This window comes from Caulobacter sp. DWR3-1-2 (assembly GCF_049896225.1).
Lineage (GTDB): Bacteria > Pseudomonadota > Alphaproteobacteria > Caulobacterales > Caulobacteraceae > Caulobacter.
This window is the reverse complement of record NZ_JAFCTW010000004.1, coordinates 283,827-308,419: the sequence shown is the minus strand read 5'-3', so window position 1 is coordinate 308,419 and position 24,593 is coordinate 283,827. Positions and strand designations below refer to the sequence as shown.

The 24,593-nt window shown below is 66.6% G+C and carries 25 protein-coding genes; 14 read left to right on the top strand and 11 right to left on the bottom strand.

Going from position 1 to position 24,593, the window contains the following annotated elements; all coding sequences use genetic code 11:
* Positions 1-89: 89 nt before the first annotated feature.
* The 5 genes from ACP696_RS08110 to ACP696_RS08090 all read left to right on the top strand — a co-directional run bounded on the left by ACP696_RS08110 (position 90) and on the right by ACP696_RS08090 (position 5,211).
* Positions 90-731, top strand: coding sequence for a phosphoribosylanthranilate isomerase (locus tag ACP696_RS08110; protein WP_426010628.1), 642 nt, complete (start codon positions 90-92; stop codon positions 729-731).
* Between the two features lie 15 nt (positions 732-746).
* On the top strand, positions 747-1,979 hold the full coding sequence (gene trpB / locus ACP696_RS08105; protein WP_426010630.1) for a tryptophan synthase subunit beta: 1,233 nt from the start codon (positions 747-749) through the stop codon (positions 1,977-1,979).
* A gap of 12 nt (positions 1,980-1,991) precedes the next feature.
* On the top strand, positions 1,992-2,819 hold the full coding sequence (trpA, locus tag ACP696_RS08100) for a tryptophan synthase subunit alpha (RefSeq protein ID WP_426010632.1): 828 nt from the start codon (positions 1,992-1,994) through the stop codon (positions 2,817-2,819).
* 11 nt (positions 2,820-2,830) lie between these two features.
* Positions 2,831-3,757, top strand: coding sequence for an acetyl-CoA carboxylase carboxyltransferase subunit beta (locus tag ACP696_RS08095; RefSeq protein WP_426010634.1), 927 nt, complete (start codon positions 2,831-2,833; stop codon positions 3,755-3,757).
* A gap of 140 nt (positions 3,758-3,897) precedes the next feature.
* The gene (locus tag ACP696_RS08090) at positions 3,898-5,211 is read left to right on the top strand and encodes a bifunctional folylpolyglutamate synthase/dihydrofolate synthase (RefSeq protein ID WP_426043652.1); all 1,314 of its coding nucleotides are present in this window, start codon (positions 3,898-3,900) and stop codon (positions 5,209-5,211) included.
* A 142-nt stretch (positions 5,212-5,353) separates the two neighbouring features.
* Here the strand turns inward: ACP696_RS08090 and ACP696_RS08085 are convergent, their stop codons facing one another.
* The 5 genes from ACP696_RS08085 to ACP696_RS08065 form a co-directional block, all read right to left on the bottom strand.
* The gene (locus ACP696_RS08085) at positions 5,354-5,623 is read right to left on the bottom strand and encodes a hypothetical protein (protein WP_426010637.1); all 270 of its coding nucleotides are present in this window, start codon (positions 5,621-5,623) and stop codon (positions 5,354-5,356) included.
* Positions 5,624-5,704: 81 nt separating this feature from the next.
* The gene (locus tag ACP696_RS08080; RefSeq protein WP_426010638.1) at positions 5,705-6,232 is read right to left on the bottom strand and encodes a DsbE family thiol:disulfide interchange protein; all 528 of its coding nucleotides are present in this window, start codon (positions 6,230-6,232) and stop codon (positions 5,705-5,707) included.
* Positions 6,229-6,408 carry a heme exporter protein CcmD gene (gene ccmD, locus ACP696_RS08075; RefSeq protein WP_426010639.1) on the bottom strand — a complete coding sequence of 60 codons (180 nt, stop codon included), beginning with the start codon at positions 6,406-6,408 and terminating at the stop codon, positions 6,229-6,231. The genes ACP696_RS08080 and ccmD overlap by 4 nt, the downstream gene beginning before the upstream one ends.
* A 4-nt stretch (positions 6,409-6,412) precedes the next feature.
* The gene (gene ccmC / locus ACP696_RS08070) at positions 6,413-7,159 is read right to left on the bottom strand and encodes a heme ABC transporter permease CcmC (RefSeq protein WP_426010640.1); all 747 of its coding nucleotides are present in this window, start codon (positions 7,157-7,159) and stop codon (positions 6,413-6,415) included.
* Positions 7,160-7,208: 49 nt separating this feature from the next.
* Positions 7,209-7,757: a Spy/CpxP family protein refolding chaperone gene (locus tag ACP696_RS08065; RefSeq protein WP_426010641.1), complete on the bottom strand. Its 549-nt coding sequence runs from the start codon at positions 7,755-7,757 to the stop codon at positions 7,209-7,211.
* Between the two features lie 157 nt (positions 7,758-7,914).
* On the opposite strand from ACP696_RS08065, the gene ACP696_RS08060 reads away from it, so the two are divergent.
* Both ACP696_RS08060 and ACP696_RS08055 read left to right on the top strand, forming a co-directional pair.
* Positions 7,915-8,265: a DUF3147 family protein gene (locus tag ACP696_RS08060; protein WP_426010642.1), complete on the top strand. Its 351-nt coding sequence runs from the start codon at positions 7,915-7,917 to the stop codon at positions 8,263-8,265.
* A gap of 40 nt (positions 8,266-8,305) precedes the next feature.
* Complete coding sequence (locus tag ACP696_RS08055) at positions 8,306-9,193, top strand: DMT family transporter (protein ID WP_426010644.1); 888 nt, start codon at positions 8,306-8,308, stop codon at positions 9,191-9,193.
* A gap of 40 nt (positions 9,194-9,233) precedes the next feature.
* Here the strand turns inward: ACP696_RS08055 and ccmB are convergent, their stop codons facing one another.
* Together ccmB and ccmA are read right to left on the bottom strand one after the other, a co-directional pair.
* On the bottom strand, positions 9,234-9,899 hold the full coding sequence (gene ccmB, locus ACP696_RS08050; RefSeq protein ID WP_426010645.1) for a heme exporter protein CcmB: 666 nt from the start codon (positions 9,897-9,899) through the stop codon (positions 9,234-9,236).
* The gene (gene ccmA, locus ACP696_RS08045) at positions 9,896-10,525 is read right to left on the bottom strand and encodes a heme ABC exporter ATP-binding protein CcmA (protein ID WP_426010647.1); all 630 of its coding nucleotides are present in this window, start codon (positions 10,523-10,525) and stop codon (positions 9,896-9,898) included. Before ccmA ends, ccmB begins: the two co-directional genes overlap by 4 nt.
* Positions 10,526-10,718: 193 nt before the next feature.
* Here ccmA and acnA point away from each other — a divergent pair, with 193 nt between their 5' ends.
* The 6 genes from acnA (at position 10,719) to ACP696_RS08015 (ending at position 16,178) form a co-directional block, all read left to right on the top strand.
* Positions 10,719-13,406, top strand: coding sequence for an aconitate hydratase AcnA (gene acnA, locus ACP696_RS08040; RefSeq protein ID WP_426043651.1), 2,688 nt, complete (start codon positions 10,719-10,721; stop codon positions 13,404-13,406).
* Positions 13,407-13,573: 167 nt separating this feature from the next.
* Entirely contained in the window at positions 13,574-14,287 is a 714-nt protein-coding gene (locus tag ACP696_RS08035; RefSeq protein WP_426029432.1) for a DUF1223 domain-containing protein, read from the top strand.
* A gap of 384 nt (positions 14,288-14,671) precedes the next feature.
* The gene (locus tag ACP696_RS08030; protein WP_426043650.1) at positions 14,672-15,007 is read left to right on the top strand and encodes a hypothetical protein; all 336 of its coding nucleotides are present in this window, start codon (positions 14,672-14,674) and stop codon (positions 15,005-15,007) included.
* Positions 14,893-15,564: an RHS repeat-associated core domain-containing protein gene (locus tag ACP696_RS08025; RefSeq protein ID WP_426043665.1), complete on the top strand. Its 672-nt coding sequence runs from the start codon at positions 14,893-14,895 to the stop codon at positions 15,562-15,564. Before ACP696_RS08030 ends, ACP696_RS08025 begins: the two co-directional genes overlap by 115 nt.
* 26 nt (positions 15,565-15,590) lie before the next feature.
* On the top strand, positions 15,591-15,890 hold the full coding sequence (locus tag ACP696_RS08020; protein ID WP_426043649.1) for a DUF6968 family protein: 300 nt from the start codon (positions 15,591-15,593) through the stop codon (positions 15,888-15,890).
* 105 nt (positions 15,891-15,995) lie between these two features.
* Positions 15,996-16,178: a hypothetical protein gene (locus ACP696_RS08015; RefSeq protein ID WP_426043648.1), complete on the top strand. Its 183-nt coding sequence runs from the start codon at positions 15,996-15,998 to the stop codon at positions 16,176-16,178.
* A gap of 585 nt (positions 16,179-16,763) precedes the next feature.
* Here ACP696_RS08015 and ACP696_RS08010 read toward each other — a convergent pair.
* Complete coding sequence (locus tag ACP696_RS08010; protein WP_426043647.1) at positions 16,764-20,339, bottom strand: PAS domain S-box protein; 3,576 nt, start codon at positions 20,337-20,339, stop codon at positions 16,764-16,766.
* Between the two features lie 487 nt (positions 20,340-20,826).
* Here ACP696_RS08010 and ACP696_RS08005 point away from each other — a divergent pair, with 487 nt between their 5' ends.
* Entirely contained in the window at positions 20,827-21,195 is a 369-nt protein-coding gene (locus tag ACP696_RS08005; RefSeq protein ID WP_426010656.1) for a response regulator transcription factor, read from the top strand.
* 100 nt (positions 21,196-21,295) lie between these two features.
* On the opposite strand, the gene ACP696_RS08000 is transcribed toward ACP696_RS08005, so the two are convergent.
* Genes ACP696_RS08000 through ACP696_RS07990 form a run of 3 tightly spaced genes read right to left on the bottom strand, consistent with a single transcriptional unit; the run spans position 21,296 to position 24,449 of the window.
* On the bottom strand, positions 21,296-21,556 hold the full coding sequence (locus tag ACP696_RS08000) for an Hpt domain-containing protein (protein WP_426010657.1): 261 nt from the start codon (positions 21,554-21,556) through the stop codon (positions 21,296-21,298).
* Positions 21,553-21,936 (bottom strand): response regulator, encoded by a 384-nt coding sequence (locus ACP696_RS07995; protein WP_426010659.1) that lies wholly within the window; start codon positions 21,934-21,936, stop codon positions 21,553-21,555. Before ACP696_RS07995 ends, ACP696_RS08000 begins: the two co-directional genes overlap by 4 nt.
* Positions 21,933-24,449 carry an ATP-binding protein gene (locus ACP696_RS07990; protein WP_426010661.1) on the bottom strand — a complete coding sequence of 839 codons (2,517 nt, stop codon included), beginning with the start codon at positions 24,447-24,449 and terminating at the stop codon, positions 21,933-21,935. The genes ACP696_RS07995 and ACP696_RS07990 overlap by 4 nt, the downstream gene beginning before the upstream one ends.
* Positions 24,450-24,593 lie beyond the last annotated feature (144 nt).

The following is a 24,593-nucleotide window of genomic DNA, read 5'->3' as shown; positions in this document are numbered from 1 at the left end:
CACTGCTTTCGGCCTCGACCCCGACACTCGCGACCTGGCGTGAGCCACCGCCCCTTGCACAACATCCCTCCCCACCGTACCTCCGCCTCATGACTAGCGCCAAGATCTGCGGGCTTTCTACCCCCGAGACGCTCGCCGCCGCCGTGAACGGCGGCGCGGCGTTCGTCGGCTTCGTGTTCTTCGCCAAGAGCCCCCGCAATCTCACCCCCGAAGCCGCCGCCCGTCTGGCCGCCGCACTGCGCCAGGGGCCGGTCAAGACCGTGGCCGTCACCGTCGATCCCGACGACGCCCTGATCGACCGGCTGATGGCCACCCTCAAGCCCGACCTGATCCAGGTGCACGGCCGCGAGACCCCGGCCCGGGTCCGGGAGATCGGCGCCCGCTCCGGGGCCGGGATGATCAAGGCCTTCTCGGTCTCGTCGGCCTCCGATGTCGACAAGGCCGCCGCCTTCGACGGCGTCGTCGAGCACCTGATGTTCGACGCCAGGCCCGTGGAGGGCTCGGTCCTGCCCGGTGGCACCGGCGCGCGGTTCGACTGGAGCTTGCTGGAAGGCCGGCGCTTTTCGCGGCCGCATTTCCTGGCCGGGGGCCTGGATCCCTGGAACGTCGCAGAAGCGGTCAAGGCTTCGGCGGCGCCCCTGGTAGACGTTTCCTCTGGCGTGGAGCGAGGTCCCGGCCTAAAGGACCCGGCTCTGATCACGGCGTTCCTGGACGCCGTGAAACGCGTCTGAACCCTGGATGGTCCTTTGAACGTCCCAACGAACGCCCCCGCCAAGCCCAACGATTATTCGGCCTATCCCGACACCAATGGCCGGTTCGGCGAGTTCGGCGGCCGCTATGTGGCCGAGACCCTGATGCCGCTGGTGCTGGAACTGGGCGAGGCCTATGCCGCCGCCAAGGCCGATCCCGCGTTCCAGGCCGAGCTGACCAGCTTCAACACCCACTATGCCGGCCGGCCCAGCCCGCTCTATTTCGCCGAGCGCCTGACCGAGCATTTCGGTGGGGCCAAGATCTATTTCAAGCGCGACGAGCTGAACCACACCGGCTCGCACAAGATCAACAACGCCCTCGGCCAGATCCTGCTGGCCATGCGCATGGGCAAGACCCGGATCATCGCCGAGACCGGGGCCGGCCAGCACGGCGTGGCCACCGCCACCGTCTGCGCCCGCTTCGGCCTGCCGTGCGTGGTCTATATGGGCGCCACCGACGTCGAGCGGCAAAAGCCCAACGTCTTCCGCATGAACCTGCTGGGCGCGGAAGTGCGCCCCGTCACCTCGGGAACCGGCACCCTCAAGGACGCCATGAACGAGGCGATGCGCGACTGGGTGACCAATGTCGAGGACACCTATTACCTGATCGGCACGGCGGCCGGGCCGCACCCCTATCCGGTGATGGTCCGCGACTTCCAGAGCGTGATCGGCATCGAGGCCCGCGCCCAGATCCTTGAGATGGAAGGCCGGCTCCCCGACGCCGTGGTGGCCTGTATCGGCGGCGGCTCCAACGCCATCGGCCTGTTCCACCCCTTCCTGGCCGACGAGGGCGTGCGGCTGATCGGCGTCGAGGCGGCCGGCCATGGCGTCTCCACCGACAAGCACGCCGCCTCCCTGACCGGCGGCCGTCCGGGCGTGCTGCACGGCAACCGCACCTATCTGCTGCAGGACGACGACGGCCAGATCATCGACGCCCACTCGATCTCGGCGGGCCTGGACTATCCAGGCATCGGGCCGGAGCACTCGTTCCTGCACGAGATCGGCCGGGCCGAATATGTCTCGACCACCGACCAGGAGGCGCTGGACGCCTTCATGCTGTGCTCGCAGCTGGAAGGCATCATCCCGGCGCTCGAGCCGGCCCACGCCCTGGCCCGGGTCGGCGACATCGCTCGCGAGCTGGGCAAGGACAAGATCGTGGTGATGAATCTGTGCGGCCGCGGCGACAAGGACATCTTCACGGTGGCCGAGGCTCTCGGGCGGAAGATCTAGGGGCGATTTGACGTGACCAACGACCGTATCGACCGCCGTTTCGCGGCCCTGAAGGCTGAGAACCGCGCCGGCTTCGTGACCTATATCATGGCCGGCGATCCCGACGCCGCCACCACGCTGAGCGTGCTCAAGGGCCTGCCGGGGGCGGGGGCCGACCTGATCGAGCTGGGCTTCCCGTTCTCCGACCCGATGGCCGAGGGTCCGACCATCCAGCGCGCCGCCCAGCGTGGCCTGCGCTCGGGCATGACGCTGCAGGGCACGCTGGACCTGGTCGCCGCTTTCCGCCAGGGCGACAACGACACGCCGATCATCCTGATGGGCTACCTCAACCCGGTGCTCAATCGCGGGTTCGAAGCCTTCGCCGCCGCCGCTGCGACGGCCGGCGTCGATGGCCTGATCATCGTCGATTGCCCGCCGGAAGAGGCCGACCCCCTGTCGGACGCCCTGGAGGCCGAGGGCATCGCCCTGATCCGACTGGCCGCCCCCACCACCGACGACAAGCGCCTGCCGATGGTGATCCGCCGCACCTCGGGCTTCGTCTATTACGTCTCGGTGGCGGGCGTGACCGGCGTCAAGTCGGCCGACCCCGCCAATGTGGCCTTGGCCGTGACCCGGCTGCGCAATGCCTCGGGCCTGCCGGTCGCCGTCGGTTTCGGCATCCGCACACCGGAACAAGCCGCCGCCGTGGCCCGCGTGGCCGACGCGGCGGTGGTCGGCTCGGCCCTGGTGGACGAAATCGAGGCGGCCGCCCAGTTGAACGAAAACGTGACCGAGAAGGTTCTTCTCAAGGCGTCGGAGCTGGCTAAGGCTGTGCGATCGGCGCGACTCGAAATGGCGTGAGGCTAAAGGCTATGGCTATGGCTGAAACTCCGGGCCCCAAGAAGGGCGACAAGACCAAGGTCGGGGCCGAACGACGCGGCGGCTGGCTGTCGCGCATCGCCCCCGGCGTGCGCGGGGCGTTCGCCAGGCGCGAGACACCCGAGAACCTGTGGGTCAAGTGCCCCGACACCGGCGAGATGATCTACCGCTCCGACCTGGAGGCGGCCCTGTGGGTCACCCCGGCCGGACGCCACATGCGCATCGGCCCCGAGGCCCGCTTCAAGTTCACCTTCGACGACGCCGAATACGAGGTCCTGCCAACCCCGGCGGTGTTCGAGGACCCGCTGAAGTTCTCCGACGGCAAGCCCTACAAGGAGCGCCTCGCCGCCGCCCGCAAGGCGACCGGCGAACAGGACGCCATCGCCATCGCCTTCGGCGTGGTCGGTGGCGCGAAGGCCGTGGTTCTGGTCCAGGATTTCGCCTTCATGGGCGGCTCGCTGGGCATGGCCGCCGGTGAGGGCTTCATCGCCGCCGCCGAGGCCGCGATCGAGCGCCAGGTTCCGCTGATCGCCTTCACCGCCGCCGGCGGCGCGCGGATGCAGGAGGGGGCCCTGTCCCTGATGCAGATGGCCCGCACCACCTTGGCCATCAACCAGATGAAGGACGCCGGCCTGCCATACGTCGTGGTCCTCACCGACCCGACCACCGGCGGCGTCACCGCCTCCTACGCCATGCTCGGCGATGTCCACCTAGCCGAGCCGGGCGCCCTGATCGGCTTCGCCGGCCCCCGGGTGATCGAGCAGACCATCCGCGAGACCCTGCCGCCGGGGTTTCAGCGCTCGGAATATCTGGTCGAAAAGGGCATGGTCGACCGCGTGACGCCCCGCAAGGACCTGCCGGCGGTGCTGGGCTCGATCCTCGGCACGCTGATGATGGGGCGTTCGCTGAAAGCTGCGTAGTGCAAAGAGCTTTTCCCTCCCCGTCATGGGGAGGGGGACCACGAAGTGGTGGGTGGGGCTTCACTGCCGCAGACTCATCAAACCCCACCCGACCCCTTCGGGGCCACCCTCCGCATGACGGGGAGGGAAGGTTCAGAGACATGACCGACCATCTCCGCGCCCATGACGCCGCGCTGGCGCGGCTGCAGGCCCTGCATCCCAAGCTGATCGACCTGTCGCTGGTGCGCATGCGCCGGCTGTGCGCGGCGCTGGGCGAGCCGCAGACCAGGCTGCCGCCGGTGATCCACGTGGCCGGCACCAACGGCAAGGGTTCGACCGTAGCCTATCTGCGCGCCATCGCCGAGGCGGCGGGCTTGAGGGTCCATGTCTTCACCTCACCTCACCTGGTGCGGTTCGCTGAGCGGATCCGCCTGGCCGGAAGCCTGATCACCGACGAGCACCTTGCCGAAGTGCTGGACCGGGTCGAGGCGGCCAATGCCGGCCTGCCAATCACCTTCTTCGAGATCACCACCGCCGCCGCCTTCCAGGCCTTCTCCGAGGTCCCCGCCCACCTGTGCCTGGTGGAGGTCGGCCTCGGCGGCGTGCTGGACGCCACCAACGTGGTCAGCCCAGCCCTCAGCGTCATCGCTCCGATCGACATCGACCACCGCGAATTCCTCGGCGACACCCTGTCAGCCATCGCCCGGGAGAAGGCCGGGATCATCAAGCCGAACACGCCCGTCGTCTCGGCCCGTCAGGCCGAAGAGGCCGAACGGGTCGTCGAGCGCAAGGCCGATCTCGCCGAGGCCCCCCTGACCCTGATGGGCCGGGACTTCGACGCCTGGAACGAGCGGGGTCGGCTGCTGGTGCAGATGCAGGACCGCCTGCTGGACCTGCCGGCCCCCACCCTGCCGGGTGACCATCAGTTCGCCAATGCCGGCCTGGCGGTGGCCGCGATCCTGCTTCTGAACGACCCGCGCATCGACGAAGCGGCCATAGCCCAGGGCGTCGCCGGCGCGATCTGGCCGGCCCGCTTCCAGCGGCTGACCGCCGGCCCCCTGGCCGAGCGCGCCAAGGCGGCCGGCGCCGATCTGTGGCTGGACGGCGGTCACAACCCCCATGCCGGCCAGGCCGTGGCCCGGGCGCTGGGCGACCTGGCCGCCCGGGACGGCCGCCCCGTGGCGCTAGTCGCCGGCCTGCTGGCCAACAAGGACGCAACGGGTTTCTTCACGCCGTTCGCGCCGTTGAAGGCCAAGGTCTTTTCGGTGGCCTTCGAGGGTGGCGCCGCCGCCAGCGCCGCCCAGACCGCTGCGGCCGCCGAGCTGGCCGGACTGCGGGCCTGCGCCTGCGACAGCTTGGGCGCGGCGCTGGACAAGGCGCTAGCGATCGAACCGACGCCGCACGTGCTGATCTGCGGGTCGCTGTACCTGGCCGGCGAAGTGCTCGCGATGAGCCCGGAGACCTGGCCGACCTGATCCCCTCTGCCCTTCCGCGAGAGGGCAGCCTCGCGCAGCGAGGTCGGGTGAGGGTTGTTGATGAGATCAGCCGCGAACCGCGGTGCGGCCCCTCATCCGTCGGCCTTCGGCCGCCACCGTCTCCCGCAAGGGTAGAAGGAAATCAGACCAGGATGTTCAACAGCGAGCCCGGACGCAGAACCTTTTGCGGCGCCTCGCTTGGCTGCACGAACGGCCTCGCCGGGGCCTGACGTTGCGGCTGGGCCTGGGTCTGCAGCTGGACGGCGATCGGCGGGATGGCCGCGCGGGTCGGCGCCGCCTCGGCCACGGCCGCCTGGAAGAACGCCGCCGCGCGCGAGCCGCCAACGCCCGTCGAGCCCTGGGCGGGTCGTTGCGGGACGGGCTGCAAGCCGGCAGGGCGGATCGTACTCATGAGCGCGACTCTATCATGGTTAATGCAAAGTCGGCGAGCATGGTCAACACGCGGTTAATGGTCGCGGTTCTGAGTGATCTTTCAGTGCAGTTTGGCCAGCAAGTCCTGGACATTCGCGTCGGTCAGCGGCCCGCTGTGCTTGGCCAAGACCTTGCCATTCTCCCCGACCAGGAAGGTCTCGGGCACGCCGGTGACCCCGAACTCGATCCCGGCCCGGCCGTTGCGATCGACCAGCTTGACCGCGAACGGATCGCCCAGTTCGGCCAGGAACGCCCGAGTGCGGGCGGGATCATCCTTGTAGGCCACGCCGACCACGGTCACGCCGCGCGCCTTCAAGGCCATCAGCTGCGGCTGCTCCACGCGGCACGGGGCGCACCACGAGGCGAAGAAGTTGATCAGGCGCGGGCCGGCCACACCTTGGCGAGGGGGCGCATCGTGCACCGCGACCAGGGAGCCGTTGTCGAGATCGGGCAGGAACAGGGCCGGAACCGGCTTGCCGACCAGGGCGTGCGGCTGAACGTGGGGGTCGTGCTTCAACGCGTAGCCGGCGAACAGCACGCCCAAAGCGATCAGCACAATCAAGGGCGTAAAGCCGATCCAGCGCTTCACGACGGGCCCACCTCGCGGCGAGCGTCGCGCAGGGCCTGCAGCCGCTCAGCCTCACGCCGCCAGCGCCGGGCCGAGACCAGGCTGTCGGCGATCATCCAGACGAAGACGATGGCCGTCAGGGCGAAGGCTGGCCAGAGGTAGATCGCGTATTTGCCAGCGTCGAAATCGAACTGCATGCCGCTAGCCCTCCGCCGCCTGCAGCGCCAAGGCGCGGGCCTTGCGCCGCCAGACCCCGGCGCGAATCCGCACCAGCCACAGCGCCCCGAAGGCCGCCAGATAGGCCAGGGTCATGATCAGCATCGGCCAGGCATAGACCGCCGGCAGGGCGTCGCCCGGCTTGGCCATCAGGGTGGAGCTGCCTTGGTGCAGGCTGTTCCACCACGCGACCGAGAACTTGATGATCGGCAGGTTGATCAGGCCGACCAGGGCCAGGATGGCGGCGGCGCGGGCGGCCTTGGCCTCGTCCTCCAGCGCCGAGCGCAGGGCCAGATAGCCGAGATAGAACAGCAGCAGCACCAGCACCGAGGTCAGGCGCGCGTCCCACACCCACCAGGTTCCCCACATTGGCTTGCCCCACAGCGAGCCGGTGGCCAGGGCCAGCACGGTGAAGGCCGCGCCCAGCGGCGCGCAGGCCACGGCGGCGGCGTCGGCCAGGGCGTGGCGGAACACCAGGGACAGCAGGCTGGCGATCCCCAGGCACAGATAGACGAACATGCTGATGACCGCGGCCGGCACGTGGATGAACATCATCCGCACGGTGTCGCCCTGCTGATAGTCCTCAGGGGCGGCGAAGGTCAAAACCAAGCCAGCCACGGCAAGCACTGTGGCGACGGCGCCGAACATCGGCGCGGCCCAGCGCGAAAAGACCATGAACCGCTCGGGGTTGGTCAGGAAGTCCAGCGGGTGGTGAGGTTCACGGGCGCCCATACCGGTGCATTAGAAGACCTGAGGGGCGCCCGCAATCCCAACCGCGAGGTCAGTCGGCCTTGCCCGGCGCGGGCGGCCGGCCGGCTGGGCCGGCTTTCAAGTGGCGAAATTCGACATGGCGCATCATCGGGCCATGGTCGCCCGCCATCGGACCCAGGGCGTCGAAGGCCTTCTGCTGGCTGGGCGACATCGCGGCGTAGAAGCTTCGGGTGGCGTCAATGCGCGCCCTGGCGCGGGCCAGGAACTCGGTCTCCCGGTCAAGGCGCTCGGGCGTGGTCAGGCGTTTGGGCGGACCGTCGTCGGATTTTGGACCGGGCCCCTCCTCGCGATGATCCTTGGGCGCGGTGGCGGCCAGATAGGCCTTCAGCGCGCCGTCCTGGTCGGCGCGCAGTTGCAGCACGTCGCGCAGGTGCTGCGCTTGGGCCTCCGGATCGAAGCGATGATGGCGCATCATCGGACCGCCGGGGCCACCGGGACCATCATCCATCATCGGGGGCGGACCGGGCGGTGGCGGACCGTTCTGGGCGACGGCGACTGCGGCGGAAAGGCTGAGTGCGACCCCGGCCATGATGGCCAGGCGGCTTGGTGAAAGGCGCATGTTGATGGCTCCAGTGACGTCCCTGATCGCAACCTCCCGCCGCCGTGTAACGTGGGAATGTCAGAACCACCCGCCAATGTTGCAGGATTGACGAACGCGGCCGGCGCAAGCGTTTGATAGCGGGCGACACTCGCCGTTCCAACCGGAGGCCCCTTCTATGCTCTATCTGATCGCCAAGGCCGCGCTGTCCGGGGTGATCATCGCCCTGGTCTCGGAGATCGCAAAGCGCCAGCCCGGCTTCGGCGCCTTTGTGGCGTCGCTGCCGCTGATCTCGATCCTGGGCATGATCTGGCTGTGGCGCGACATCCACGACGTCGGGCGGATGGCCACCCATGTGGAGGCGACCTTCTGGTATGTGCTGCCGTCGCTGCCGATGTTTCTGATCGTTCCGGCCCTGCTGCGTCGCGGGATCGGCTTTTGGCCCGCGCTGCTGACAGGGTGTGGCGTGACCATCGGGCTCTATCTGTTGATGACCGCCGTGGGGCCAAGGTTTGGGCTGAAGCTCTAGCCGCGTGGCGCCGGCGCCCGAACTCCGGCAAGAGGCCCTGATGGAAAAACGCGTCGCCTTTCTCGCGCTCGCCTTGGCCGGCGCCTGCTGGGGCCTGGGCTTTCCGCTCGGCAAGTTCATCCTGACCGAGACCGACGCCGCCCACATGGTGCTGCTGCGGTTCGCGACGGCGGCGATCGCGGCTGCCCCCTTCGCCTTGGCCAGGGCCGAGACCCGGGCGCTGTTTCGCTCGCCGGTGATCCTGGCGGCCGGCGCCTTCTATGGCATCGCCTTCATGGTGCAGTTCGAGGGCCTGGCCCATGTCAGCGTCACCCTTGCGGCCCTGCTGGTCGGCGCGATGCCGGCCCTGATCGCCATCAGCGCCAGGCTGCTGGGCGAGAAGGTCAGCCGCGCCTCCTGGCTGGGTGTCGCCGCCGCGACCCTCGGCGCGGCCCTGATCGCCGGTAAGCCGGACGGGGCGGGCTCGCCGCTGGGGGTGGCCTTGTCGCTGGGTTCGCTGCTGATCTTCCTGGCCTGGCTGCTCGTGCTACGCCGCGCGCCGCCGTCGCCGACCCCGATGGCCATACCGGCGGTGACGGTGATCGTCGCCACCTTCACGGTCCTGCCGATCGCCCTGTTGATGCACGGCCCGCCCAAGCTGGGCCTCAGCCCCCTGGTCTGGACCGCCGTGGTCGGCCAGGGCGTGTTGGCGACCCTGCTGGCCACCGCCGCCTGGTCGTTTGGCGCGGCCCGCGTCGACGCCGCCAGCGCCGGCGTGTTCATCAATATCGAGCCGCTGATGGGCGCCAGCCTGGGGGTCATGCTGTTTGGCGACCACCTGACCTTCGCCCTGGGGGCCGGCGGCCTGATGATCATCGCCGGCAGCTTCATCGTGGTGCTGGGCGAGCAGCGCGAAGCGCCGGTCACGGCGAGCGCCGGGCCGATCTAGGGGGTGCGTCGCGGGTTTTGGTTGGGCCGAACTCCGCGCCCTAATCCAGGGCGTTGCGACAAGCCGCCGCCATGGCGATTGGACTTAGCGCCACCGCCGCTGCCGAATAGGCCAGCAAGAGCAACAGCCCGCCTGTCCAGGGCAGGCCGCCGGCCAGGGCGTCCAGCGCCCCGGCGCCAAAGATCACCGGCGGCACGTAGAGTGGCAGGACGATCACCGCCACCAGCAGGCCGCCGCGCTTGCTGCCCAGAGCCAAACTGGCCCCCAGTCCCCCGAGGAACGAGAAGGCCAGGCCGCCGGCCAGGGCGCAGGGGATCAGCAGCGGGATGATGTGCGGCGAGGCCCCCAGGCCCAGGGCGGCGGCGGGCGCGGCCAGGGCCAGGGGCGCGCCGGCCGCCAGCCAATGGGCCAGGCACTTGGCCACGGCCACGGCTTCCAGCGGCGCGGGACCGAGCGCCAGCAGGTCCAGCGCCCCGTCCTCGAAGTCGCGCTCAAACAGCCGCTCCAGCGACAGCAGGGCGGCCAGGGCGAGGGCCAGCCAGGCGATACCGGGGGCCAGGCTCGCCAGCCGTTCGGGGGCTCGGCCGGCCGCCAAAGGCAGCAAGGTGACCACGCAGCCATAGAAGGCCAGGGCCAGCAGGGGTCCGCCGCCCTTGCCCCAGGCCAGGGCCAGCTCGCGGCGCAGCAGGATCAGGAACGCCCTCATCCTCGCATGTCCTGGGCGCCGATCTCCACGACCCGGCAAGGCACAGGGAGCGGATCATGCACCGCCGCTAGGATCATGCCGCCGCCGGCCAGGTGCTGGGCCATCACGGCGCCGAATCCCTCGCGGTGACCGGCGTCCAGCGGGGCCATCGGCTCGTCCAGCAGCCAGAGCGAGCGGGGGCTGGCCAGCAGCCGCGCCAGGGCGACCCGCCGACGCTGGCCGGCCGACAGGCGGCGGACCTCGAGGTCGAGCAGGCGGTCGAGGTCGAGTTTCGAAGCGGCCGCGCGCGCCGACGCTTCCGACCCGCCGGTCCAAAGAGTCTGGAACAGCAGCTCCTCCCAGGCCGAGCGGGTCGATTTCAGGCCGTCGTGATGGCCGACCATGTGCAGGCCCTCGGCCCGGGCCGCCTCGGCCTCCAGCTCGCCCGCCTCACCCTCGAACAGAATAGTCCCTTCCGCCGATCTCAGAAGTCCCGCCACGGCGCGCAGCAGACTGGTCTTGCCCGCGCCATTTCGTCCCGTAAGGGCCACGGCCTGGCCCGCCTGAATCTCAAGGTTCAGGCCCGAGAACAGCCGCCGCTCGCCACGAACAAGACCTAGGTCCTTGATGCGAATAGTTCTCAACATGGGTCCAAAGCCCTCAAGACCCTGCCCTGTGCATGGACGTTGACGCAGACCAAGGCTAAGAGACCCTCGGCCGTCACCCTCCAACCTGGATGGGATGTACGCGGCGCGGGGATGGACGCTGTGGGTCCGCCTCGAGCGCGCGATCCCGGGAGTGGTTTTCCGGCGGCCGTGGACAGAGAAGGGATCCTTCACAATGGCGTCCGTAGACAGCCTCAAAACCCGCCGCGAACTCGTCGTCGGCGGCAAGACCTACGTCTATTACAGCCTTCGCGCCGCCGAGGAAGCCGGTCTGGTCGACACCAGCAAGCTACCCGTGTCGATGAAGGTGCTGCTGGAGAACCTGCTGCGCTACGAGGACGGTGTCTCGGTGCGCGAAGACGACCTCAAGGCCGTGGCCAGCTGGGTCAATAACAAGGGCGCGGTCGAGCACGAGATCAGCTTCCGCCCGGCCCGCGTGCTGATGCAGGACTTCACCGGCGTTCCCGCCGTCGTCGACTTGGCCGCCATGCGCGACGCCATGGTGTCGCTGGGCGCCGATCCGGCCAAGATCAACCCGCTAAACCCCGTCGATCTGGTCATCGACCACTCGGTGATGGTCGACAATTTCGGCTCCTCGCACGCCTTCGGCGACAACGTCGCCAAGGAATATGAGCGCAACCTCGAGCGCTACCGCTTCCTGCGCTGGGGCTCGTCGGCCTTCAACAACTTCCGCGTCGTGCCCCCCGGCACCGGAATCTGTCACCAGGTGAACCTCGAATATCTGGCCCAGACCGTGTGGACCAGCGAAGCCGAGGGCGAGACCCTCGCCTATCCCGACACCGTCGTCGGCACCGACAGCCACACCACCATGGTCAACGGCCTGTCGGTCCTGGGCTGGGGCGTGGGCGGCATCGAGGCCGAGGCGGCCATGCTGGGCCAGCCGATCCCGATGCTGATCCCGGAAGTCATCGGCTTCAAGATGACCGGCGCCATGCCGGAAGGCGCCACCGCCACCGACCTGGTGCTCACCGTCACCCAGATGCTGCGCAAGAAGGGCGTGGTCGGCAAATTCGTCGAGTTCTACGGCGAGGCCCTGGCCACCCTGACCCTGGAAGACCAGGCGACCATCGCCAACATGGCCCCGGAATACGGCGCGACCTGCGGCTTCTTCCCGATCAGCGCGGCGACCATCGCCTATCTGAAGGGCACCGGCCGCGACGCCGCCCGCGTGGCCCTGGTCGAGGCCTATGCCAAGGAACAGGGTCTGTGGTGGGAGCCCGGCGTCGCCGAGCCGGTGTTCACCGACCATCTGGAACTGGACCTGTCGGCCGTCCTGCCGTCGCTGGCCGGCCCCAAGCGTCCGCAAGACCGCGTGCTGCTGACCGAGTCGGCCGTCAAGTTCGCCGAGAGCCTGGCTGGTGAGTTCGGCAAGGCCGACAGCGTCGACCTGCGCGTGCCGGTGACGGGCGAGAACTTCGACGTCGGTCACGGCGACGTGGTCATCGCGGCCATCACCTCGTGCACCAACACCTCCAACCCTAGCGTCCTGATCGCCGCCGGCCTGCTGGCCAAGAACGCGGTGGCCAAGGGCCTGAAGACCAAGCCCTGGGTGAAGACCTCGCTGGCCCCTGGCTCGCAGGTGGTCACCGACTATCTGGCCAAGGCCGGCCTGACCAAGCACCTCGACGCCCTGGGCTTCAACCTCGTGGGCTACGGCTGCACCACCTGCATCGGCAATTCTGGCCCGCTGCCGGAAAACGTCAGCAAGTCGATCAATGAGGCCGACCTGGTCGCCTGCAGCGTGCTCTCGGGTAACCGCAACTTCGAAGGCCGGGTGAACCCCGACGTTCGCGCCAACTATCTGGCCTCTCCACCGCTGGTGGTGGCCTACGCCCTGGCCGGCTCGATGAAGATCGACCTGACCACCCAGCCGCTGGGCCAGGACAAGAAAGGCAATGACGTCTTCCTGAAGGACATCTGGCCGACCAACGAAGAGATCGCCACCGTTCAGCGCAAGGCGGTCACCGAGAAGATGTTCGCCACCCGCTACGCCGACGTCTTCAAGGGCGACAAGAACTGGCAGGGGATCAAGATCTCCGGCGGCCAGACCTACGCCTGGGAAGGTGACAGCACCTATGTGCAGAACCCGCCCTACTTCCCCAACATCTCGATGACGCCGACTCCGGTCGTCGACATCGTCGAAGCGCGCGTCCTGGCGGTGTTCGGCGACTCGATCACCACCGACCACATCAGCCCTGCCGGCTCGATCAAGAAGACCAGCCCGGCGGGCGAGTATCTGATCGCCCACGGCGTCGACGCCTTGGACTTCAACGGCTATGGCGCGCGTCGCGGCAACCACCAGGTGATGATGCGCGGCACCTTCGCCAACATCCGGATCCGCAACAAGATCACCCCGGACATCGAAGGCGGCGTGACCAAGCACTTCCCCTCGGGCGAGGTGATGTCGATCTATGACGCGGCCATGAAGTACCAGGCCGAGGGCCGTCCGGCCGTCGTGTTCGGCGGCAAGGAATATGGCACGGGCTCGTCGCGCGACTGGGCCGCCAAGGGCACCAAGCTGCTGGGCGTCCGCGCGGTGATCTGCGAAAGCTTCGAGCGGATCCACCGCTCGAACTTGGTGGGCATGGGCGTCCTGCCGCTGCAGTTCCTGCAGGAGGGCTGGCAGAAGCTGGAACTGACCGGCGAGGAGATCGTCTCGATCCGTGGCCTTCAGGATCTGTCGCCGCGCAAGCAACTGATCGTCGAGCTCTATCGCCCGACCGATGGCCGCATCGCCCGCTTCCCGGTCCGCTGCCGGATCGACACCCCGACCGAGCTTGAATATTTCAAGAACGGCGGCGTGCTGAACTACGTGCTGCGCAACCTGGCCAAGGCTGACTGACGCCAGAGCGTTTTGGGCTCTCGAGCCTGCGAATGAGAGAGCCGGGTCCGTTGGGCCCGGCTTTTTCTTTGAGCTTTTCGCGTGTCGGGATGCTTTTCCCCGTGAAAAGCCGCCTTCACGGCCTCGTGAACGGTCACGAGGCGCGATCTTGGCTTAAGTGCGCGCACATGCGTCAGGCCTTTCTCTCTCTCGTCGCCGCCACCTTCGCCAGTCTTGCGGCGGGGCCGGCGTTCGCCGCCCAGCCGCCGGTGGTGGTCGAGCTGTTCACCGCCCAGGGCTGCTCGTCCTGCGCCAAGGCCAACCAGGTCGTCGCCGACCTTGCCGACGACAAGGGCGTGCTGGCCCTGACCTATTCGGTCGATTACTGGGACTATCTGGGCTGGACCGACACCTTCGCCAAGCCGGCCTTCGCCGCCCGCCAGCGCGCCTACGCCCAGAAGTTCTCGCAACGCGACGTGCCGACCCCGCAGGTGGTGATCGCAGGCCGCGAGCAGGCTTCCGGCGCCAAGGCCGAGGCGGTCGAGAGCTTGGTCAAGGCGGCGGCCAAGGCTCCGTTCAATCCGCCGGACATGGAATTTGTCGGGGCCGGCGCGCGCGTCGCGGTCGGCTCGGGACCCGCCCCGCGCGGCGGCGGCGAGGTCTGGCTGGTGCGCTATGATCCGCGGGAGCAGGATATCGTGGTCAAGCGCGGCGACAATCGCGGCCAGACCCTGGTTCACCGCAACGTGGTGCGCGAACTGGTCAAGCTGGGTCCGTGGAATGGCCGACCCAAGCTGTATCGCCTGTCCAAGGCCGCAGACGAGGGGCTGAAGACCGTCGTCATCGTCCAGGGCGCCAAGGGGGGCCGGGTGATCGGGGTCCTGCAGGAAGAGACGAAGTAGCAAGTCCTCCCCTTGTGGGGGAGGCTATCGCGAAGCGATCGGTGAGGGGAGTTCGAGGATCGTCAATCCTGGAACCGGCCGCCTGCCAATCACTCCCCCCTCCGCCGCTGCGCCGACACATCCCCCACAGGGCAGGTGAATCGCACATGAAATGAGGCCTTGCTTGCAGGCCTGTGACTTTGGGATTCTGAAGGCGTCTCCGAAGCTGGAGGTCATTTTATGTTTGTTCCTCGAAGCGTTTGAGGATGTTCCCGATCTTGGTGACCTCATCGCTAGAAAACGGGGACACACTCTTTTTGACGCCGTCCAGGTCGTGGTGAAGGCCGGCTAACACCGTCCTTTTGGGAGCCGAACACGGCGCCCGTCGCCCCAATCCGAGGCGCCATGTTGCGCCGTTACCTCCACGGCCCCGGCGCCGACGAGCCGCTGGTCTGGTGCGCGAGCGGCGCTGCCACGCCGCCCGCCGCCAGTCGCCGCTGGTTGGCCGCCGACCAGCAGGGCTCGATCATCGCCACCACCGACAGCGCCGCTGCGGTGACCACCACCACCAACACCTATGACGAGTACGGCATTCCCGCGCGGGCAACAGCGGCCGCTTCAAGTTCATCGGCCAGGTCTGGCTGCCCGACTTCGGCGCCTATCATTACAAGGCCCGCGCCTATTCGCCCACGTTGGGGCGGTTTCTCCAAACCGACCCCATCGGCTATGGCGATGGGCTGAACTGGTACGCCTACGTCCATAACGACCCGATCAATGACTCCGATCCGAGCGGTTTGGCTAGCGCTGGAGGCTGTGTCGGTGGGCCACCGGGAACTGAGCAGGTCTGCACGCCTTCGTCCGCAGGCAACTGCGACAGGAATTGCTATGACCATCTTCCGAACAGTCGTGTCGCGTTAATATCGCTTCCAAATATTAATCCGTTTAGGCCAACGCCTGAGGGGCCATCTGACGATGACGACAACTTTGAAACTGAACGAAAAATTGAGATGAACTTCTGCCGTGGGCTTAAGCCGGCCGCTCTTAGGGCTGCCTATTACGCTAGCGCGCAAGCGAGAGACTGGGCTCGACGTAACAATAGGCCTCTACCGCCCTTGGTGACTTCTCTCTCTGTCCCCCATTTGAACATTCCGCTTCCTAGCGCAAAGCAAGTTGCGCGCGGTGCCGTCGCGGTTGGTGCTGGTGTTGCGGTTGGGGCGTGTGTGGTGATGGAGCCGTGCGGAGCAATTACCGCGACTGCAATTGGTGTCGGGGGACTCGCCGCCGCAGCAGCAAATTAGAAGGATTGAAAGACGTGGAAGTTATAATGCGGCGCGTACTTCAGCTTGATGATGTGGATGCGGTCCATGTGGACGTTTTTGCGCCTGTTGAAGATGTCGGGTCTTTTGGAGATTATTTATGTTACTATAAGGTAAGCGGATTGAACAAAAATATTGAGAGTAACGGGGTTGGTATAGATTCGATAAGTGCTCTAGTAAGTGCGTTGATATTTATTGGAAATAGACTTTATACGACGGAAGAGTACAAATCCGGAAGGTTGAGCTGGGATGGGTCGGTAGATAAAAAGAAGCTTGGATTCCCTACGGCGGAATTGGTGACTTGGTAGGTCGCGGCGGTAGGGGCGTGGTTGTCGATCCACTGTGTCCGGTGTCGGCCGTCGAAAATCCCGCGCATCGGGTGTAGGCTGGCCTCGGATCGAAAGGGCCTTCCCATGACGCCTTCGCAGACCACGCCCACGCCCCAACCCGGAGACATCATCGTCGCCGCCATCGAGGCGCAGACGGTGGCGATCGAGCGCGCGATGGTGAAGGCGTTCTGGACCCAGCTCGCCGGCCTGACGGTGATCATGGCGGTGGCCATGACAGCGTTCGTGGTCGTGGTTAAGGCCGGCTGACGCCGTCCGTCTGCTAGCCAATCGCTCCAACCCGAGGGGGCCGACCCGTGCCGGAAGACCGCTTTGGGCGGTGATCTCAAGACCCGCAAGCCCTCCGAAACGACCCCCGTGAAATAGGGGGAGGAAGGAAGGGCACGTCACGCACACCTGCGGTTCAACTAGTGGATAGAACGCGACGCTTGAGTCCCCCTGGAAATCGCTCGATCCCTTTCCCGAGAAGGATTTGGGCGGGTTCCAAGCGACTGAATCTCACCATTAGCGTGTTGAAAAGCCAGATGGTGTGATCGATCGATCCATGATGAAAAATACTCCGATCACCGCAATGGCCTCAAGAGGCCGCTACCTTGTCTGCAACTCTCATCGCGGAAACCATCTTGGCCAGTGTTCATATGCGGACACCTCAAAAGGCCGGACATATGAAAGCAAGCGATCTGATCCAAACGACTGCCTATCAACTTGCGAGGAGGGGGTCGTCCACATATGAGGTGAGCCCGTATTGGTTTGGGGTGGTCGGAACACGGGTTCACTGTGTCGGCGACGCAGAGGGCCAGTGCGCCGTCGAGGAAATCTCGCCGCCGTAAAACCTCATTGGGTTTCAGACTCCGGCTTTGCAATGGCGTCTTCCAAACGTGCTCGCCAGATCGCCAGCGCGGACCGTGCGGTCGTCAACGCCGCGCGTGCGGTTTTAAGGGCTTTTGTCGTGTCGGCTTCTGGCATGCAGCTCGCTTCGAGACTCAGCGCAGCAGCCGTCAGCCGAACCATGCCCACTGTTCCAGCAGAGCCAGCGATCCGGTGGGCTTCGCAACGCAACGTTTCAACATCATCGGTCACGAGCAGCTCTAGCAACTGGTCCTGCAGCATCGCTACGAATGTGAGCGTCGCAGCACCCATGGCGGTCTCAAAGGCCGCGCAGGCCGAGAGCTCGTCGGCGAGGCTGGGCTCGCTCGCCTCGGCTTGGCTCACCGCCTCTTCAGCCCCATCAAAGGCCTGTGCCAACGCCTTGGCCAGCAGGTCCGGCGAAAGCGGCTTGAGCAGATGACCCTGCATGCCCGCCTCCAGGCAGGACGCGATCTGGTGGGCGCCGCCGCTGGCGGTCAAGGCCAGGATCGGCAGTTGCAGATAGCCTTCAGCGCGAAGGGTCCGGGTCGCGGCGATCCCGCCCATCACCGGCATGTGGACGTCCATCAGCACGAGGTCGACCGGCTCGGCGCGAACCGCATTGATCGCGGCTTGACCGTCTTCGGCCAGGATCACCTCGCAGCCAAGCTGTTCGAGCAGCACGCGGCAGAGCTCGCGATTGATCGCGACGTCGTCCACGACGAGCACCAGCCGGCCAGGATAGAAAACCCGCGCGACGGGCTGCGCGGTTTGGATCGCGGCCTGGACGCCAACGGGTAAAGCCAGTTCCAGCCAGAAGGTCGCCCCCTCGCCTTCGTCACTGTCGCAGCCGGTGGCGCCGCCCATAAGCTCGATCAGTTCGCGCGAGATCGCTAGTCCAAGGCCAGTCCCGCCGTAGGTGCGGCTGATCGTGCTGTCAGCCTGCGAGAACCGCTTGAACAGCGCCGCCTGTTTCTCGGACGAGATGCCGATGCCGTTATCACGGACCGAGATACGGACGGCTTGCCGGCCCTTGTCCATCGCGAGACACCGCACGTCGACAACGATTACTCCGACTGCGGTGAACTTGATCGCGTTCGACAGGAAGTTCAGCAGCACCTGACGCAGCCGGAACTTGTCGCCGATCAGCACTCCGGCGTCATCGCCGGTCAAGGTCAGGCGGAGGCCCTTTTCGGCGGCGCGTGGTTCGACCATCGCCAACGCCTCGGAAACCAGATCGCAGACGAGGAACGGGCGCGCTTCCAGCTCGACCGCGCCGGCCTCGAGCTTGGAGAAATCGAGCAGATCGTTGATCAGGGTGTTGAGGGACTCGCCTCCCTCGCGGACGATGCCGACCCGGTGGCGATCCTCCTCGGTGAGATTGGCGCTCTCCGCCAGGAGACGGGAGAATCCAATCACGCCGGTCAGCGGCGTGCGCAGTTCGTGGCTCATATTGGCCAGGAAATCGCTCTTGGCCTGGTTGGCCGCCTCGGCCGCATCCTTGGCCGACGATAGCTGCGTGGCCATTGCGGCCAGGGATAGGGTTTGCTGCTCAAGCGCCTCCTGCGCCTCTATCCGGGCGGTCAGATCCTGCACCTGGCCGATGAAGTGGCGTACCGACCCGTCCGCTTCGCGCATGGCGCTGGCCGTCAGGCTAACCCAGACGATCTGGCCGTCCTTGCGGATATAGCGCTTGTCGATGGCGTAGCTGGTGATCTCGCCCGCCACCAGCCGCTGAAGCAGAGCAAGGTCGGCTTCCAGATCGTCGGAGTGGGTTATGGTCTGGAAATCGAGCGACAGAATCTCGGCCTCTTCATAGCCAATCAACTGACAGAAGGCCCCGTTGATCTTCACGAAGCCGCCATCCGGCGCCACCAGCGCCATGCCGATCGCCGCATAGTGGAAGGACGTTTCGAAAAGCTCGAGTTGCGCTGTGCGCTCGCTAATGTCGTGCATCAGCGCCGTGAACTGCCAGCCGGCTGGGCCCTGGGTGGCGCTGATCGCCAATTCGATCGGAAAGGTCTCGCCCGACTTCCGGCGCGCCGGCACCTCGATCCGTCGATCGAGCACGACGCCGACGCCGGTCTTGAGGAAGCGCTGCATGCCTTCGGAGTGCGCGTCTTGCTGGGCTTCGGGAACGATCAGCCGCGCCAGGCTCTGCCCCACGGCCTCCTGAGCCGACCAGCCGAAGGTCACTTCGGCAAAGCGGTTCCAATCGGTCACCAGGCCAGCTTCGTCGATGGTGACGATCGCCTGATAGGCGTCAGCGATGATCCGGCCAACCCGCGCCTCGCTGGCGCGTAGATGCGCCTCAAGCGTGCGACGCTCCGCTATGTCACGGATGACCACGACCATGGCCGAGGGCGCGCCGAGCGCGTCACGGACAAGGTGGAAGCGGCTCTCGACCCAGACCTCATGCCCATCGTGGTGCAGGGCGCGATGCTGCAGCACCGCGTCCTCGCGTCCCGCCGCCATCGCCTGGAAGATCCCGAGTATCTCGGCGCGGTCAGCGGGATGCACGAAGGCGTGGGCCGGCAGGCCGACCATGTCTTCCCGGCTATAGCCGAGCAGCCGCTGGATCGCCGGAGAGATATAACTGCTGGAGCCGTCGAAGGCGATGCGAGTGACCACATCGCCGATGTTTTCGGTCAATAGCTTGTAGAGGCTTTTGCTGCGGCGAATTTTTTCGATAGCCTCCTGCTGCTCGGTGACATCTTGGATGACGCCGAACAAGGCCGTCAGGCGTCCGCGCTCGTCGAGTTCGGCGGCGGAACGAACCACCGCGCGACGCATCGTTGAGTCAGGGCGCAGGATTCGGACATCGAGATCATAGCCGCTCGCCGTCGCCAGCGCGTTGGCGAAGGCCTCGCGAAGCTCGGCCTGATCCTCTAGGGGGTGAAACGACAAAAGATCGACAGCCCCTGGATCGAACCCAGCCGGATCCACGCCATAGAGGCGATAAACCTCATCGGACCAAGTCACCCGCCCGCCGTGGACTTCATACCGAAAGCGGCCCACGCCGGAGATAGCCTCGGCCAGTCCAAGCATGCGCTGTTGCTCGGCAAAGGCCCGCTCCAGGCGGGCGGCGTGCAATCGCTCGACGACGAGATCGGCCAAGGCGCGCAGCTGCGCAAGTTCCGCGTCGGAGGGCCTGGGCCGCGGCTTGGTGTCGATGACGCACAGGGTGCCAAGGTTATGGCCTTCGCGGTCGGTGAGGACCGCACCGGCGTAGAATCGAATGTTTGGCGCGCCGGTGACGAGGACACTCTGCCTGAACCGAGGGTCTCGCGAGGCGTCGGGCACAACCATGATCGCCTGCGGGCCCAGTTCGATGGCATGGGCGCAGAACGCCAGCTCGCGGGAGGTCGAACAGGGCTCAAGTCCGATGCGAGCCTTGAACCACTGCCGGTGATCATCGACTAGCGACACCAGAGCGATCGGCGCGTCGAACAGTTGCGCCGCCAGGCCCGTGATCTGGTCGAAGCCCGGTTCCGGATCGGTGTCCAGCACCCTAAAAGAGCGCAGGGCGGCGAGTCGGGCGGTTTCGGCAATCGAGACGCTCATGCGCCGGTTATGCGCCCAATGAAAACAGGCGCCCGTTAACGACGCGGTCACTACGCTGCGGCAAAACGAAGCGGCCCTACGCCTTCAAATTTGCAACCTGGCCGACATTCGCTTCCTGCGCGCCACCTTCTCGCGCCGGCGCTCCGTGGTCGCCGCCGGATCGCTTTGGGCCCCGTTCGGCGCGGTTGTCGATGCGGCAAAGCCCTAGCCCAGCGGCTGGCCGTCCCGGTCACGCTCCAAGAACCGAGCCGCCGATGATGGCTATCATACCGGAGGCGCACGCAAGCCAACGCAAGCAAGCGCGCAACACCTCCACGTAAACAACATTGCTGGACGAGCAAAATCCAGGCGGCGCTCGCCAGACTGTGCTCTAAGAAAGGGACCGGAATCTCCGTAACGTTGTAGCGCGACTCATATCCGACCCCGTAGACTTTGGCTTGGGGACACCGGCGGCTTGACCGTTGAGCACCGACGAAAGAGCAACGTGATGGCCGCCGTTCTGATCATCGAAGACGATCCACTGGTGCGCCAGTACGTCGAGCTCGTGCTGTCCCAACTCGGCTACAACACCTCCTCCGTCGGCACGGGCGAGTTGGGCCTGAAGGCCCTGCAGAATTCGAAGTGGGATCTCGTCTTGCTCGACATTCAGCTGCCCGACATGACAGGCGTTGACCTACTGCGCCTGCTGCGCCGCTACCAACGGGTGAACGCCGCGGTGATGATGATGACCGCCAAGGGCGATCTCGCCACCGTCCGCGAGGCCATGGACGCCGGCGCAGATGGCTATCTGGTCAAGCCCTTTACGCCCGACGTCCTGACCAAGCGCGTCGCGGCCATGCTCAACCCCAAGCCATAGGCTTCAAGCGCCGGCCGCATCAGCGGCGCTCCGCGCCAGCGCCTCTGCGCAGCAGGTCGCCAAAGCTTTTCGGATGGATTTCAGCCACTTCCGCGATGATCTAGCTTCGCGCCACCGCCGCTAGCGCCGCCGCCAATTCAGCCAGCTCACGCTCGACGAAGCCCTTCCCCGCCTGGGCACGCTCGTCGATGCGGCCCGCTAGCGCGCCCAAGGCGTCATAGCCAAACATGCCGGCGGCTCCCGCGATGCGGTGGATGGTGCGCGGTAGATCGGACGCGGCGGGGCCCTCCTCGACCACGAGAAGATCCTCAGCGCAACGCGCGATGAACTTGGCTCGCAGGGGCGCGAGGGGATCGCTCATGCGCCGGCCACGATCGAGCGGACGTCGGAGGCCAGGGTCATCGGATCGAACGGCTTGGTGATCACCCCGATTGCCCCGCGGGCTATGAACGCGGCTCGCTCCTGCGGCAGGGCGCGCGCGGTGATGAAGATGGCCGGGGTCTTTTCAAGCCCTGCCACGTGACGGATCAGATCCAGGGTCGTTGGACCGTCCATGTCGGGCATCATCACATCCAGCAGGATCGCCTGGGGTCGCCACGGGTCACTGGCCAAGGCGCCCAGCGCCGCCGCCCCCGAGGAATGGGCGCGCAATTCTATCTCCGGATCGAGTTCAAAGGCGAAGGCGGCTACCTCGCGAATATCGGGCTCGTCTTCGACATACATCAGTTTCAGGCCGGTCATCGTGCTCCCTCCCCAGGCGGTCGGCTCGCCAGCAATTGAACCCGCTCGCTCAGCTCTTTCAGTGTTGACCGCGACTTGGTCAACACGGCGTCGACCGAGTCGGTCAGCTGCCCGTCGTCCAGGCTCTGGGCGGTGAACACAATGACCGGCACGGGCGGCCGCCCCTGCTTACGAAGATCCGGCAGCAGGTCCAACCCCGAGCCGTCGCCCAGCGCCACGTCTAGAATGGCGAGCTGAGGAGAGGTATTGCGCAGGATGCGCCGAGCGCTCCTCACGCTGTCGGCGGCGATGATGTCGCAACGATCGCGCAGTGCGGTGGCGACGATCTGCCGAACGTCGGGATCGTCCTCGACGTGCAACACCAGCAAGCGGGCCAGCTCGCCGCGACGCGCATTGGCCAGGGCTGTCTTCAGGCGCTCGATATCGACGGGCTTCTGGAGCCAGTCGAGCACGTCCAGGCTCTGGGGAGAGGCGGCCTCACCCGACACGATCAGGACCGGCAAAGTGCTGGTCCCCGGTCGAGACCTCAGTCGCTTCAGCAGGTCCAGGCCGTGGCCGTCCGGCAGGCGCAGATCCAGCAGCAGGGCGATGTAGCCGATCGGCTCACGCAGCGCCGCCTCGGCAGCCGCCAGCGTACCGACCACCGTGGCGTCGAGCCCCAGCTCGGCCGCCATTTCCGAAAGCACCATCGCCGCGTCGGGGTCGTCTTCGCAGATCAAAATCTGTCGGCGTTCCAGTACGGGGGAGAGACCCGCGTCGAACAACGGCAGATCCACATGGAAGGTCGCGCCCTCCCCCGGAGGCGAGTCGAAGAAGATTCGCCCGCCGTGCCGCTCGACGATCTCGCGACAGATGGCCAAGCCCAGGCCCGTTCCGCCCAGCCGCCGGGTATCGGACCCATCGGCCTGGGCGAACTTCGAGAAGATCCGCTGGCGGAAGCTTTCCGGCACGCCCGGCCCATGGTCGCGCACGCTGACGCGCGCCCGCCCGGCCTCCAGGCGGGAGATGCTCACCTCGACCGTCGCGTCCTTGGGGGAAAACTTGGCGGCGTTGGACAGCAGGTTGGTCAGAACCTGGGCTAGGCGGTCGGCGTCCCCCCGGACGGTGAGGGCCTCGGACGCGGTCAGGACCAGCTTGACGCCAAGCTCGTCGGCCAGGCCCTGCATGGCGTCCAGCGCCCGCCGTGCCAGCTCGACGACATCCATCGCCTCCATGGCGAAGGTCATCTGGCCAGACTCGATCTTCTCGGTGTCGAGGATGTCGTTTATCAATCGCACCAGCCGCTGGGAGTTGGCGTGGGCGATCCCCACCAGCCGTCCCGTGCGCTCGGACAGCTCGCCCCCAGCGCCCCCCGCCAGCAACCCCAGCGAGCCGGCGATCGAGGTCAGGGGCGTGCGCAATTCGTGGCTCACGGTGGAGACGAATTCGGACTTCATCTGCTCGATGCGCCGCCGCTCGCTCATGTCGCGAACCGCAGCCACCACATAAGCGCCGCTGGCGAGATCAAATCGTCCGAGCGAGACTTCGGCCGGGAAAGTGGAGCCGTCGTTGCGCCGTGCCTGCAGCTCGCGCGTGAGGCCCTCGCGCAGATCGCGCCCGCCGCCCAGACGGTCGAGGAACAGCCGGCCATCCTCCGGAATATCGAACAACATCGAGGCGTCTCGGCCGAGCGTCTCGACCGGCCCATAGCCGAACATCCCCTGTCCGGCGCGATTAAGGCTCTCGACCGTGCCCGAGAGGTTGAAAGTCAGCAGACCGTCCTGGGCGCTGTCGAAGATCGCCGTCATCCGGGCGGCATTCAGCTCGACCTTCTCCAGAAGGCGCTGTCGCCCCCTCCCTTGCAACAGGATGAGGACGAATGCCCCAAACAACAACGCGCCGAGGATCAGGAAGAGCGTCAGGGTCACGCGCTCGGTCGCGTGTGTCCGCTCTTCGTCGGCGATGACGCGTTCGGTCAGCGCCTGTCGCTCAGCGCTTGCCATCTGCGCCATGAGAACGCGCAGCTCGTCCATGAGCTGCTTGCCGATCCCGTTGCTAACCATCGCCTGGGCGGCGGCCGCGCCGCGCGTGTCGCGCGCGGCGATCGTCAACCGCACGCGCGCCAACTTGGCGTCGATCTTGGCTTCGATCGCGTCGAGTTCTCCAAGCTCGGCTCGATCTGCGCCTTGAGTTCCCAGCTCGTCTTCCTGCAGCGCCCGCAGCCGCCGCCGTTCCTGCCCAAGGGCTTCGGCCGCGTGGTTGTAGGGCTCCAGGAACCGTTTCTGTCCGGTGATGACATAGCCGCGCGAGCCGGTTTCCGCGTCCTGCATCAGCGAGAAGACCGTCAGCATCTGCAGCCGCTTCTCGTAGGAGTGGTTCACGGCGGCGCGCAGCTCGCGTCCCCGATCGAACTCCCGCCGGATTTCAAGCGCCACCGTCAGCAACAGGAGCGGAACGACGATCAATCCCACCACGGCGGGCAACCGCAAACCCTTGGTGACCGGCGAACGGGAAAAAGGCGGGACAAACGACATCAGCAGCTCCCAACGGCAAACGAAGCTCGGACGCAAGCGCTAAGCCATTAGCCGCATGCCCATCGTCTACGATGTCAACGCTAACGAACCGTTGGCCCCCGGCCCCCGACGGGTCCGGTGCGCCCTGACCAATCTTTTTGAGGC